Genomic DNA, 13,121 nt, shown 5'->3' on the forward strand with positions numbered 1-13,121 from the left:
ACCTCCGGCGGCAGTCCGGTCTGCTCGCCGGTCAGACGGGGTAGATGGTCGGGTCTGCGGTCACCGCGGGCGGGTTGCGGGGCGCGAGCGTGGGGTCGGCGTGGGCGGCGGCGGCCAGGTCGCGGCAGCGGGTGAAGTGGACGTCGCCGTCTGACTGCGCGGTCTCGAGGAGTTCGCGTACTGCCATCAGCCGGCTCGGCCGACCGGACAGGAACGGGTGCAGGCACAGGTTGAACAGGCACCGATAGTGACGCATCGCGTCGAGTTCGGCCTGCCACAGCTCCAGTACCTTGCGCGGGGACTCGATCGCGGACCCGACGTGCGGTTCCGGCAGGAACGCGTATTGCTCCCAGTCGTCGAGCGACCAGTGCACCGGAAGCTCCACCACCGGCCGGTCGCCGATCCCGAGGACGTACGGCCGGTCGTCGCCCATCAGCGACGAGTCGTAGGTCAGGCCGTACTCGGCGATCAGCTCGAGTGTGGTGGTCGTGGCCTCCCACAGCGCCGCCCGGTGACCCGTGATCTCGATGCCCTGGGCATCGAACACCTCCAGGGCGCGCTCGAAGTCGGCGCGCTGCTCGGCTGCCGTCAGGCTGGTCGGTGCGCGATGACTGTACGAGTGGTGCGCGACCTCGTGACCGCGCTCGACGATCGTTGCTGCCAGCCCCGGTCGCTGCTCGGCCACCCACCCCGGCACGAAGAACGTCGCCGGTACGCCGAGCTCGTCCAGCAGCTCGAGGATGCGCGGGACGCCGACGTCCGGACCGTACGCCTGGTGCGACATCGTCATCAGGTGGTCGGCGTACCGGCGCCCGGCCGCGAGGATCGGGGTCTCGGCGTCGACGTCGAAGGTCAGCGTCGCGACGGCCGCCGCTCCCCCGTGCCATGTCGCGTCCGTCATGACCGTCCAGTCTGCCACTGCTTCGCGTTGGCGAGGGTGACCGACGGCTGCAGCATTGCCCGGTCGAAGGCGTCCAGGGTCCGGCCGTCGGCCAGCCGGCGCGGCAGGTCCGGGTTCGCCAGCGCACCGTGACCGACCGACAGCAGGTCGGCGTGGCCGTCGGTCAGCACACGGTCGGCCTGCTCGGGGTCGTGCATGCCGCCGTTGGCGATCACCGGCAGCCCGCTGACCCGGCGCGCCAGACCGGTGATGGTCTGCCCGCCCGGCAGCCGCGCGGTGTCCAGCCAGTTGCGGCCTTCGCTCGCGATGTGCAGGTAGTCGACGCCGGTTTCGGCGAGGGCCGAGAAGATGGCCTCGGCGTCGTACGCGCCGCCCGGCCAGCGATACTCGAAGTCGTTCACCTTCGTCTGCGACAGCCGGACGCCGACGACGAAGTCCCGCGGCGTGGCGGCGACCACCGCGTCCGCGACCTCGGCGGTCAGCCGGATCCGGTTCGCCACCGGTCCGCCGTACCGGTCGGTGCGCTGGTTGGTGTAGACCGTGAGGAACTGGTCGAGCAGGTATCCGTTGGCGGCGTGGATCTCAACGCCGTCGAAGCCTGCCTCGGCAGCGCGGACCGCCGCGGCCGCGAAACCGTCGATGATCTCGCGGAGTTCATCGACCGTCAGCTCGCGCGGCACCGGCCACGGGCCGCTGCCGCCGTACTCGGGCATCATCTGCCCCAGCGGCTGCACGGCTGACGGACCGGCCAGTTCGGCGCGGTGCGGGTTGCCCTGCGAGAGCGCGCCGGCGTGCATCAGCTGAGCGACGATTCGCCCGCCGGCCGCGTGCACCCGGTCGGTCGCGGCGCGCCAGCCCTCGGCCTGCGCCGCCGTACTCAGGCCGGGCTGGTTGAAGTAGCCCTGGCTGTAGGCGGCGTCCGGGTAGGTCCCTTCGGTGATCACCAGCCCGAAACCACCGGCCGCGAAGTCACCGTAGTAGTCGGCCATCTCCGCGGTCGGTACGCCGTCGGGTGTGGCCGACACTCGAGTCATCGGCGCCACGGCGAGGCGGTTCGCGAGGTCGAGGCCCCCGATCCGGGCGGGTTCCAGGGCAGGGTGCACACGAGTCGTTGTCAGCTCCATAGACCTCACTGCACCATGTCTGCAGCCGGCTGAGCCATGGACCCATCTACAGCAGACGATCGCGCCGCTAGAGGATCCTCCACTGCACGACCCGGCGAAACCTGGTTGGCTCGAGTTCCCGGGCCGCCGGCCGGACAGCAGCCACCGCTTCGCCTTCAGGAGGACACCTCGTGACACAGACCGCAGTCCGCACTCTCGTCCCCGCGCGGACCGGGCGTGCCGTTCCGATCGAGCGCGGCAGCCTGGTGCGGGTCGTCGATCTGGCCGGCCAGCAGGTCGGCGACCTCTTCGCGTACGTCGCCGGGGCGGCAGGTCTGACGGGTGAACATCTGAGCGCCTCGCACACCCGGACCGCCGTCAGCCGGCTGTTCCCGGCGATCGGCGAGTCCTTCGTGACCGACCGGCGACGGCCGATCCTGACCCTGGTGGAGGACACCTCGCCGGGGCGCCACGATCTGCTCATCGCCGCCTGCGACGACGCCCGGTACGCCGCGCTCGGCGCACCGGATCACCCGTCGTGTGCCGGCAATCTGCGGACGGCGCTCGAGCGCGACGTGGACGTCGTACCGCAGCCGGTGAACCTCTTCATGCAGGTACCGGTCGTGGCCGGCGACGTGCTGGACTGGTTGCCCGCGACAACGAAGCCGGGCGACGCGATCACCTTCCGTGCCGAACTCGATTGCGTCGTCGTGGTCTCGGCCTGCCCCCAGGACCTGAACGTCATCAACGGCAGCGGACCCACCGACCTCGCCATCGACGTGCTGCACTGAGCGATCCAGCGCTGAGCGGGATCGTCAACGAGACCGGGCCATGTCGTCCGCTTCGAGGGCCAGGTAGAGGTCGACCCGGTCCTCGGTGCGGGCGACGTCGCGTCCGGTCAGCTCGGTGATCTTCGCGAGCCGGTTCCGTAGCGTGTTCACGTGCACGTGGAGCGCCTCCGCTGTCGCACCGAACTGGCCGTCCTGTGCCAGGAAGGTCCGCAGCGTCGTCTCCAGGTCGGCCGCGCGCAGACCGTCGTAGTCCCGTAGCGGCCCGAGCATGCCGTCGGCGAACCCTTGCAGCGTGCCCGAGTCCTGCAGACCCAGCAGCAACCGATGCGTACCCAACTGCCGGAACGAGGCCACGGCTGTGGTCCCCCGGCGCCGCAGCACCTGGCAGGCCTCGCGCGACTGCACCAAGGGCCTGCGTAGTTCCCCCGCCGACGCCGCGACATCGCCGTACCCGATCACCGGGGAACGCTCGGGGAACCGCTTGCGTACCGCCGTACACAACGCGTCCGCCAACCGCGCAACGTCTTGCCGCGGACGCTGCAGTACGGCGACGACGTCCTGGCTACCGCCCGCGACGACCACTGCGAGGCTCTGCCGGAGGAAGAACTCGGTGACTGTCTCGGTCAACCCGGGCAACGTCGAGTCCGGCCCGTCGGCGAAGGCCACGGTGAGCACGACCAGCTCCCCCGACGGATCGACGCCGAAGGCCCGGAGCCGGTCCGGAACCTCCGCCGCTCGCTGCGCCCCGGACAGGATCATGTCGAGCAACTCGCTGGCGAACCGCAGCTCGATCGCCTGGATCGCCTGCTGTTTGGCCACTTCCAGGCTGAGGAAGCGCGCCGCCTGATCGAGCGCATCCTGCTCCGCCCGGTTCAACCCGCTCACCGGCCGCAAACAGACCAACGCCGCGTCGGTGTCCCCGACCGCGCCGACCAGGAAGATCGTGGCTCGCCCGTGCTCGCCACCGAGATCCACTTCGAGAGGCGGTGGGTGCCGGGCCAGCCCGTCAGCGACGATCCGGCGCTGCTGCGGCGTCAGCTCGACTCCGGCCGCGGCCAGCGGTCGCGCCATCCGGTCGACCACAGCCAGCGGCAGGTCGTGCTCCCGCCGCAGCACCGCCAGTACGCCGGACGCGCCCGCGCCGTGGGAGATCGCCGACGCCAGCGCGTCGCCGCGGCGCACCATGCCGACCAGCGCGTCACGACGTTGATCGGCATGGATCGCGGACGCCGCCTCGGTGACGGCGGTGAACGGCACCTCGATCGAGATCTCCAGCAGCGGCAGCCCTTCGCGCTCGCAGGCGTCGATCAGCTCCGGCGGCGTGGCCGGGGTCTCCTTGCGCAACCCGAACACGATGCCCGCGGCACCGACCCGGCGCACACTCGCCGCGAACGCCGCCGCGGTCGTTTCGTGCAGCCACAGCCCGTTGGTCAGCACGATCTCACCCGCTCGCACGTACGGCGAGGGGTCCGGCAACTCGGTGTTGTGCACCCACAACGCCTCGCGCTCGAGCACACCGTCCGGTCCCGGGACCAGGAGACGGAGCTCGAGCGAAGGGTTGCCGAGCAGAGCTGCCAGACTCAACATAGCTGTGAAGATATCCAGTGAGACCGGAAATCACTAGAGATCTACCTACTGCCTCCCGGAGGTGCCGGCTGGTTTTCTGAGCCAACTCGTTCCCCTGGGAGGCCGCATCATGACCACACCGGCACCGTCCAAGGCATCGTCCGAGGCCGCGTCCAAGACCCCCGCGAAGGCACCGTCCGAGGCAGTCCCGTTCGACGCGCACGGCGTCGCGCCGATCCCGCCGGAGGCCCGGGACTCCAGTCCCCGCGAACAGTTCTGGATCTGGGCCGGCGCCAACCTCGCACCGATCAACTGGGTGCTCGGCGCGCTCGGCATCACCCTCGGCCTGAGCCTGCTCGAGACACTGCTTGTCGTTGCCATCGGCAATGTCCTCGGCTGTGCCCTGTTCGGGCTGCTGAACGTCATCGGGCACCGCACGGCGGTCAACCAGATGGTGCTCGGCCGCGCACCCTTCGGCCGGCGCGGCGCCGTCGTGCCCGGCGTGGTCCAGTGCCTGCTGACGATGGCCTGGGTCGGCGTGAACACCTGGGTCGTGCTCGACCTGGTACTCGCGATCCTCGCCAAGCTCGGGATCACCGGCGGGATCGGGCTGGAGTACCTGGTCGCCGCGGTGATCATGCTGTGTCAGCTCAGCCTCGCGCTGTACGGGTTCTACGCGATCCGCACCTTCGAGAAGTGGACCGTCCCGCTCACCGTCTTGGTGATGGCCGCGATGACGGTGCTGGCGCTGAGCAAGGCCGACCTGCAGTGGACAGCGGCCAGCGCGGAGTCGCCCGCCGAGAAGTTCACCGCGATGACGCAGCTGATGACCGCGATCGGTGTCGGCTGGGGCATCAGCTGGCTGCCGTACTCGGCCGACTACAGCCGCTTCGTCCGCCCGGACGTCCCAAGCCGCAAGGTGTTCTGGGCGGCAGCGCTGGGCATGTACATCCCCACGGTGTGGCTGGCCGCGTTGGGTGCCTGCCTGGCCAGTGCGGGCACCGGAAGTGATCCGTCGTCGCTGGTGATCAACGCGTTCGGCGTGATGGCCGTGCCGGTGTTGCTGCTGATCATGCACGGGCCGGTCGCGACGAACATCCTGAACCTGTACTCCTGTTCCCTGGCCGCGCTGTCGATCGGTATCAAGGTCGCGCGCTGGAAGCTCACGCTGTGCGCCGGAACGGTCGCCTCGGCGGTCCTGGTGCTCTTCGTCCGCGCCGACAGCTTCGGGCACGCTTTCGACAACTGGATGGTGTCGATCCTGGTCTGGATCAGTCCGTGGAGCGCGATCGTCGCGGTCGACTACCTGATCCTGCGCCGCGGCCGGCTCGACATCCCCGGGTTGTACGCCCGCGCCGCGCAGTCGCCGTACGGGCAGTGGAACGCGCGGGCGCTGATCAGTCTCGGGCTCGGGTTGATCGCGGGGTGGAGCTGGCAGTACGGGCTCGTGCCGATCATGCAGGGCCCGATCGCGGTCGCGATGAACAACACCGACTTCTCCTGGCTGTCCGGCTCGGTGGTTGCCGGCGGCATGTATTACCTGACATCGCGCCGGGTCGTCGCTGCCGGGCCGCGTCTCAGCTTGGACCATCCGTAGGCGTTGTGCACTGTGGGGTCTGGGAGCGCGTTGCTTCCAGACCCCTTTCAGTTTTTGCCGAGGTTGGTGAGCTGAGCCAGCGCGGTGAGGACCTCGCGGTCGGCGCCGGACGGGCCGGAGAGCTGGAGTGGTGTGCCGCCGGCGGGCAGGACGGCGCTGGGGCTGTCGAGGTAGCTGAGGGCCATGGTGAGCCGGAGCGCTCTGGCGTTGAGTGCGTCCTCCGTCTCGGGTCCGGAGCGAACCTCGGACAGGGTCGGCGCGTCGATCTCGACCGGTGGGCTGATGAGGATCGCATCACCGAGTTCCTTGCGGTACTGCGCGCGCAAAGCCGGCATCGCCTGGCGTAGCGGAGTTGCCGACCGATCCTGCGCCCTGCGACGCGCACGCTCCAGCCGCCGGCGGACCGGGGCGCCGAACACATCAGGGTCGCGGTCGAGCTGTTGCCCGTACGCTGCCAGCGCCTCGTCCTCGACGATCGCCAGGTGTTGTGCGTGGATCGCACGTGTTGTGTCCAGTGCTTCGAGCCGACGGCGTTCGCAGCGGACGCCGTCCGACTGCAGCCGTTCGACTGTTGTGTGGAAGCGCTCGAGGACGGCGGGGTCGCAGCCGTCGAGGTACTCGTCGTGCGGCAGCAGGAACGTTGGCGTACGTAGTGTTTCTGCATGGCTGTTGGCGTCGTTCGTGGGCGGTGTGGATCCGGAGAGCACTGCGTCGGCGAGGCGCAGCATCTCGGCATCGGCAGCGAGCACGCCGACCGTGTCAAGAGTGGGTGCCAACGGCAACATTCCGTCGTCCGGATACCGCCCGAGGCTCGGCCGGAACCCGAAAATCCCCGTCCAGGCAGCCGGAATCCGCGCCGACCCTGACGTATCACTCCCCAGCGCAATCGGCACGATGCCCGCCCACACAGCCGCCGCCGACCCCGACGACGACCCGCCCACAATGCACTCAACACCGTCGTCGACCGACTGGCCGACGGGGTGCCGGCGTACGGTCGGTGTTCCGAAGCGGTCGTTCACGCCCAGGCCGGAGTAGGCGAGTTCGCTCAGCGTCGTCTTCCCGATGCAGATCCCGCCGGCCGCCGCGAGCCGTCGTACCGCCTCCGCGTCCTGAGTCGCCGGCGGACGGTCCTCGAAGTACCGCGAGGCACCGGTCGTCCGGGTACCGGCGACGTCGAACACATCCTTCACCGCGTACGGCACGCCGGCCAACGGCCCACCCCGCGCGGCCTCCACATCACGAACAGCCCGCGCCCCCGTCACCTGAACAAAGACACCGCGCGCCCTCCGCGCCGCCACCAGCGTCCCGTCCACCACAGCAGCATCAGTCGCCGAACCCGGCTCGGGCATGAGGACTCCTTTCGACGGACCCAAACGTTTGGGTAGCGTGTTGTCAGGACGGTACGCAAACGATTGGATAGCGTCAACGGTCCAGCCTGGGCGAGGGAGACGATCCGATGACGAGGCAGCAGGCGCCGACGCTGCGGACGGTGGCCGCGACCGCGGGTGTCGACGTGTCGACGGTGTCGCGGGTGCTGAACAGCGGCCCCGGCGACCGCGCCCGCTGGGCCGGGCCGGAGACCGTCGAGCGGATCCTCCGCACCGCCGAGGAACTCGGCTACCGCCGGAACCCGCACGCCGCGAGCCTGCGCACGGCACGGTCACAGCTCGTCGGCGTCGTCGTGCCGCGGCTGCAGGACTTCGTGCTCGCGACGATCTTCGAGGGGATCGACCAAGCGGGCGCTGAGCTCGGGTACGCCGCCTTCGTGACGAACTCGCTCGACGACGACGCGCAACGCCAGGCCCGTGTCGAACAACTCCTGAGCCGGCGCGTCGACGGGCTGGTTCTGTGTGACGCCCGGACAGACGATCCGCTGCTGCAGATGCTCGACGAGCGCGCGGTGCCGTACGTGCTGGCGCTGCGGAGGTCCGGTGATCGCGTGGGCGCGTACGCCGACGAGGTCCACGGCGGGCGACTCGTGGCCGAGCATCTGATGCAGCTCGGCTACCGGGATCCGGCGGTCATCGCAGGACCCGAGTACGCCTCCACCGCGAACGACCGAGTCGACGGGTTCCGCGCGGCGCTGCGAGCCGGTGGCCTGAACCTTTCCGACGATCGCGTCGTACGCACCGGCTTCGACGCCGACGCCGGACGTACGGGCGTCGCCGAACTGCTCGCCCGCGGCCCGGCGCCCGACGCCGTGTTCGCGACCAACGACTTCGCGGCGATCGGCGCGCTCGGCGCTCTCCGCGAGCGCGGACTCCATGTCCCGGACGACATCGGCGTGGTCGGCTACAACGACACGCCGCTCGCCGACAGTCTCCCGATACCCCTGTCCACCGTCCGCTCCCCCGTCCTGGACATCGGCCGCGCCGCCTTCACCCTCCTCGAACACCACCTCACCAACAAACCCCACCCGACGGTCACCTTCACTCCAACCCTCATCCCCCGCGCCACAACACGACCGCGCTGATGAGCCTCAGTCCAGCCTCGCGCGGTGGTGAACGATGGCGACGGGCCGGGTGGCGTGCTGAAGGATGCCGCGGGCGGTTCCGCCGAGAAGGGTCGACAGGACGCGGCCGTGGGCGCGGCCGCCGACGACCAGCAGTTGGGCGTCGGCCGCGTCGGCTGCTTCGATGAGTCCGGAGACCGGGTGGCCGCGGCGGAGTTCGGTTTCGAAAGTGGTGTCGGGGTGCCGACCCCGGCAGTTGTCGAGGATGGCGTCCAAGCGGCGGCCGTAGTAGCGCAGAGCGATCTCGACGGTGTCCACGGCCGCGTCGCCCGTGAAGACTCGGGAGACGTCCCAGCTGTGCACCAGCCGGACCGGCGCTCCGCGTTCGGCGGCGAATCGGACGGCGAAGTCGACGGTCGCATCACAGCAGTCGACCCGTTCGATCCCGGCCCGGTCGTGACGATCCAGGTAGTCACAGACCTGCCCGACCAGCCGCCTGGCCGCGGCATCGGCGCCGGGCAGATCGCAGCCCGGTGCAAGGCGGCCGACACAGGGCCCAACTCCTCTCGCCGCCGGCCCAAAGGTCCATGGGTCACTGCCCGACGGGTACGACGGCCGGATTCCCGAGGGGACAGCGACGTACCGTCGCGCCGTTGATCCGCTACGCTCAGGTGAGTGTTCCTCAGTCGCCGCAGATATCCATGACAGATCCTGCACAGTCCCCTTGCAGCGGAGCAGCGCGAGCGGTTCGACATCGTCGCCGTCGCCTCCTCTGCGGGAGGCATCCGGGCGCTGAGCCAACTCCTGGGTGCGCTCCCCTCAAGCTTCCCGGTACCGATCGTGGTCGTCCAGCATCTCGACCCGCGCCACGAGACCGTGATCGCTGATGTGCTCGGCCGCCGGAGCCTGATGCCGGTCCAGTTGGCCCAACCCGGCGAGCAGGCGCAGCCCGGCACTGTGTATATCGCTCCCCCGGACCGGCACCTGCTGGTCGGCAGCGGCGGGGAGCTCACCCTGACCACTAGCGAACTGGTGCACTTCGTGCGTCCTTCGGCCGACCTGCTGTTCGAGTCGGTCGCCGGTGCGTACGGTGCGCGCGCGATCGCCTGCGTACTGACCGGGGCCGGAAGTGACGGAGCGATGGGAGCGAGCGCGATCAGATCACGAGGAGGAACGGTGATCGCCGAAGATCCGGAGTCGGCGGAGTTCCGGGGCATGCCCGACGCGGCTGTGGGTACCGGATCGGTCGACTTCGTGCTGCCGCTCGACGAGATCGCCGACGTGCTCGTCGGCCTGGTCGCCACAAGGAGAGCGTGATGGCCGACGACACCCGCGAGCATCCGGACCCCAGTCTGGAAGAGCTGCTCACCTTTATCCGGGACGCGCGCGGATTCGACTTCACCGGTTACAAGCGGTCGTCGCTGGCCCGCCGGATCCGCAAGCGGATGCAGGAGGTGGGTCTGTCCGACTACCGCGACTACCGCGACCTGCTGGAGATCAGCTCCGACGAGTTCGGCCTGTTGTTCAACACGATTCTCATCAACGTCACCAGCTTCTTCCGCGACATCGACAGCTGGACCTATCTGCAGCAGGAGATCCTTCCCGAGCTGCTCAGCGGGATCGACTCCGAGGAGGAGATCCGGGTCTGGAGCGCCGGGTGCTCCAGCGGTGAGGAGGCGTACTCGCTCGCGATCATGTTCGCCCAGGCCCTCGGCATCGACGAGTGCGCCCGCCGGGTGAAGATCTACGGCACCGACGTGGACGAGGAGGCGCTGCGCCAGGCGCGGTCCGGCGCGTACTCGGCGAAGTCCCTCGAGGTGCTTCCGGACGAGGTTCGCAACCTGTACTTCGACCAGAACGGCTCCCGGTTCGTCTTCCGGCCGGATCTGCGCCGGCGGGTGATCTTCGACCGGCACGACATCACCCGGGACGCCCCGATCTCCCGGTTGCATCTGCTGGTCTGCCGCAACACCTTGATGTACTTCAACGTCGAGGCGCAGTCGCAGATCATCGATCGGTTCCATTTCGCGCTCCGCCCGCACGGATACCTGTTCCTCGGCAAGGCCGAGATGCTGCTGTCCGACGGCGAGCGGTTCGACATCGTCAGCATGCGCCAGCGCATCTTCCGCCGGAAGGCGGGCCGCGCCGAGATCCCGCATTCGGCGATGCCGCTGAAGCTGGAGTCGGGCACCGGTGGCGAGCTCCGCGACGCGGCGCGCAAACGGCAGCTGCGTGACCTGGTCGTGGAGACCGCGCCGAACGCGATGATCGCGGTGGACCTGGACGGCATCGTGACGCAGCTGAGCAGTCAGGCCCGGGCACAGTTCGGCCTGACCTCGCAGGATGTCGGCCGGCCGTTGCGGGATCTCGAAGTGTCGTACCGTCCGACCGAGCTGCGCTCACTCATCGAGCAGGCGCACACCGAACGCCGTACGGTCCGGGTGAACGCCGTCGAACGCCGACTGTCCGCGAACGACCTGCAGTATCTCGACATCATCGTCCAGCCGCTCACCGCCGACGACGGCGTGCTGATCGGGTCGTCGGTGACCTTCGTCGACGTGACCGCGCTGACCCGGCTGCAACTCGAGGTCAAGCGGAATCGTGAGGACCTGGAAACCGCCTACGAGGAACTGCAGTCAACCAACGAAGAACTCGAAACCACCAACGAGGAACTCCAGTCCAGCATCGAGGAACTGGAGACCACCAACGAAGAGCTCCAGTCCACCAACGAAGAACTCGAAACCACCAACGAGGAACTCCAGTCGGGCAACGAAGAGCTCGAGACGATGAACGAGGAGATCCGGATCCGCAGTACCGAGTTGGACGAGGCCCGAACCTTCCTCGAGGGTGTCCTGGCCAGCATCGCCGCCGGTGTGGTGGTGCTCGACAGCGATCTCAAGGTGCGCAGCTGGAATCGCGGCGCCGAGGAGCTCTGGGGATTGCGCCAGGACGAGGTCCAGCGGCAGTCGTTCTTCAAGCTCGACTTCGGGCTGCCGACCGACGCGCTCGTCGACGTGGTTCAGCGCTGCCTGTCGACTCGCCGCAAGACGGATCCGGTCGAGTTGACCGCGGTGAATCGCAGAGGCCGGACGATCAGATGCTCAGTGACCTGCTCCCCGCTGGACAGCCAGGGCGGCGGTGTGGTCCTGCTGATGGAGGACATGCCGGGGAGGGCGGACGAAGGCTAGCCTCAGGTTTTCGCGTGGTAGTTGAGTACGGTATCCGCGGCGGACGATGCCGCCTCGACGGCGATCGGGCTACTATCCAGCTGTGACGAGTGGGCTGCCCGTGTGGATCAGGTCCGCTCGGGAGCAAGCCGACATCGAGCATTCCCGAGCAGGCCGTGCCGCGACGATCGCCCGCCGGCACGAGGCGCTGATGACGACCGGTCCGGAAGGGATGCGAGCCGTCCACGAGCGGCTCGCCCGGATCCATCGGGTCAGTGAAGAGCGGCACCTCACCGCCGCGAAGCTGCACGAAATGCATGCGCGGCGGCTCGGGCGGTGGATGACCACCGACGGTGACGAGGCCGAACGTCCCCGACTGATCACGTCGGTCGCGGAGATGGTGAACGCCCGGAGCGCTGGCATCACCCTGCTCAACTCGCGACAGTCGGAGGCCGCGGTCATCTCGTCCGACACCGTCGCAGCGGCCGCGCAGGACCTGGAGCTCACGCTGGGCGAAGGGCCGGTGCACGACGCTGCAGCGACCGCCCGGCCGATGGTCGTGGCGCCGGAGACCTTGATGGACCGGTGGCAGCACTACTCCCCCGCGATCGCCGCTCTCGGCGTGCGGTCGCTGGCGGTCGTGCCGCTCGGACCGTCGGAGCATCGGGTCGGCGCGCTGACCGTCTTCGATCCGTCCGGCACCGCGCGACCCAAGCCACTCACCGCGAAGCTCGAGGTGCTCGCCGACGCCGTCACTCACACGATGCTGCTGACCGACGAGTGCGTCACCGGACTCCTCGACGAGAGTGCACCGTCGGCGGGGACGCCGGACATCCTCGACTCCGCCAACCGCTGGCTCGTCGTCCATCAGGCCGCCGGCATGGTGGCTGCTCAGTGCGAGTGCAGTGTCGACAACGCTCTGCTGCTGATCCGGGCCCACTCTTTCGCTCAGAACCGGCACGTGACCGACGTGGCGCGGTCGATCATCGACAAGCAGTTACGACTCGACCGAGGGCAGGGGGAAAGCACACCATGAACGAAGCCCAGCAGGCGGCCTTCGGCGTGGCGGCCGGCCTGGTTGCGAGGTTCGTGACGGACGCAGACCTGGCCGGAACCCTCGACTGGCTCGCCCGGCGCTGCGTCGAACGGCCCCGCGTCAGCGCTTCCGCGCTGGTGGTCGCGGACCGGCAAGGGGCGCTCGACGTCGCCGCAGCCTCCTCCGACGAGGCACGGCAACTTCAGGAACTGGAACTCCATCGTGGCGGCGGTCCCGCCCGGGACAGCTTCACCCGCGGGAGCCGCGTGGACTGTGACGATCTGCTCACCGCCGGTTCGCGGTGGCCCCGCTTCGCGTCCGCCGCTCGCCATCAGGACGTCCGCGCGGTGCACACCTTCCCGCTGCGGATGCCCACTCGGACGATCGGTGTCCTGGCGGTCTTCCTCGACACACCCGGCGGGCTGCCGGACGACGAGTTGGAGGCGTTGCAGCTGCTGGCCGATACAGCGGCGCTCGGCGTGGAAAGTCACCACTCGGCACACCCATG

11 protein-coding genes and 1 pseudogene are annotated in these 13,121 nt (G+C 69.2%); 7 read left to right on the forward strand and 5 right to left on the reverse strand.

Annotation, left to right across the window (positions count from 1 at the left end; translation table 11 throughout):
* Positions 1-31: 31 nt before the first annotated feature.
* Entirely contained in the window at positions 32-901 is an 870-nt protein-coding gene (locus AB0B82_RS07475; protein ID WP_360163718.1) for a polysaccharide deacetylase, read from the reverse strand.
* On the reverse strand, positions 898-2,025 hold the full coding sequence (locus tag AB0B82_RS07480) for an NADH:flavin oxidoreductase (protein WP_360163720.1): 1,128 nt from the start codon (positions 2,023-2,025) through the stop codon (positions 898-900). Before AB0B82_RS07480 ends, AB0B82_RS07475 begins: the two co-directional genes overlap by 4 nt.
* Positions 2,026-2,195: 170 nt before the next feature.
* Here AB0B82_RS07480 and AB0B82_RS07485 point away from each other — a divergent pair, with 170 nt between their 5' ends.
* Complete coding sequence (locus tag AB0B82_RS07485; RefSeq protein ID WP_360163722.1) at positions 2,196-2,795, forward strand: urea carboxylase-associated family protein; 600 nt, start codon at positions 2,196-2,198, stop codon at positions 2,793-2,795.
* Positions 2,796-2,819: 24 nt separating this feature from the next.
* Here AB0B82_RS07485 and AB0B82_RS07490 read toward each other — a convergent pair whose 3' ends face one another.
* Positions 2,820-4,382 (reverse strand): helix-turn-helix domain-containing protein, encoded by a 1,563-nt coding sequence (locus AB0B82_RS07490; RefSeq protein ID WP_360163724.1) that lies wholly within the window; start codon positions 4,380-4,382, stop codon positions 2,820-2,822.
* A gap of 109 nt (positions 4,383-4,491) precedes the next feature.
* Here AB0B82_RS07490 and AB0B82_RS07495 point away from each other — a divergent pair, with 109 nt between their 5' ends.
* A complete protein-coding gene (locus AB0B82_RS07495; protein ID WP_360163726.1) occupies positions 4,492-5,958 on the forward strand; it encodes a cytosine permease in 1,467 nt (488 codons plus the stop codon).
* Positions 5,959-6,005: 47 nt separating this feature from the next.
* Here AB0B82_RS07495 and AB0B82_RS07500 read toward each other — a convergent pair whose 3' ends face one another.
* Positions 6,006-7,307: an amidase family protein gene (locus AB0B82_RS07500; RefSeq protein ID WP_360163728.1), complete on the reverse strand. Its 1,302-nt coding sequence runs from the start codon at positions 7,305-7,307 to the stop codon at positions 6,006-6,008.
* A gap of 107 nt (positions 7,308-7,414) precedes the next feature.
* Here AB0B82_RS07500 and AB0B82_RS07505 point away from each other — a divergent pair, with 107 nt between their 5' ends.
* Entirely contained in the window at positions 7,415-8,431 is a 1,017-nt protein-coding gene (locus AB0B82_RS07505) for a LacI family DNA-binding transcriptional regulator (protein ID WP_360163730.1), read from the forward strand.
* Positions 8,432-8,437: 6 nt separating this feature from the next.
* Here the strand turns inward: AB0B82_RS07505 and AB0B82_RS07510 are convergent, their stop codons facing one another.
* On the reverse strand, positions 8,438-9,127 hold the full coding sequence (locus tag AB0B82_RS07510; protein ID WP_360163884.1) for a universal stress protein: 690 nt from the start codon (positions 9,125-9,127) through the stop codon (positions 8,438-8,440).
* Positions 9,128-9,163: 36 nt separating this feature from the next.
* On the opposite strand from AB0B82_RS07510, the gene AB0B82_RS07515 reads away from it, so the two are divergent.
* The 4 genes and pseudogenes from AB0B82_RS07515 to AB0B82_RS07530 all read left to right on the forward strand — a co-directional run.
* Positions 9,164-9,727, forward strand: coding sequence for a chemotaxis protein CheB (locus AB0B82_RS07515; protein ID WP_360163886.1), 564 nt, complete (start codon positions 9,164-9,166; stop codon positions 9,725-9,727).
* The gene (locus AB0B82_RS07520) at positions 9,727-11,598 is read left to right on the forward strand and encodes a CheR family methyltransferase (protein ID WP_360163732.1); all 1,872 of its coding nucleotides are present in this window, start codon (positions 9,727-9,729) and stop codon (positions 11,596-11,598) included. The genes AB0B82_RS07515 and AB0B82_RS07520 overlap by 1 nt, the downstream gene beginning before the upstream one ends.
* 82 nt (positions 11,599-11,680) lie before the next feature.
* On the forward strand, positions 11,681-12,613 hold the full coding sequence (locus AB0B82_RS07525) for a GAF and ANTAR domain-containing protein (RefSeq protein ID WP_360163734.1): 933 nt from the start codon (positions 11,681-11,683) through the stop codon (positions 12,611-12,613).
* Positions 12,610-13,083 (forward strand): annotated as a pseudogene (locus AB0B82_RS07530) (GAF domain-containing protein); the annotation flags it as partial. The gene AB0B82_RS07525 and the pseudogene AB0B82_RS07530, both read left to right, overlap by 4 nt.
* Between the last annotated feature and the right edge of the window lie 38 nt (positions 13,084-13,121).

Origin of the sequence: Kribbella sp. NPDC048915 (assembly GCF_040649595.1) — a bacterium.
In the GTDB taxonomy this organism is placed as follows: domain Bacteria; phylum Actinomycetota; class Actinomycetes; order Propionibacteriales; family Kribbellaceae; genus Kribbella.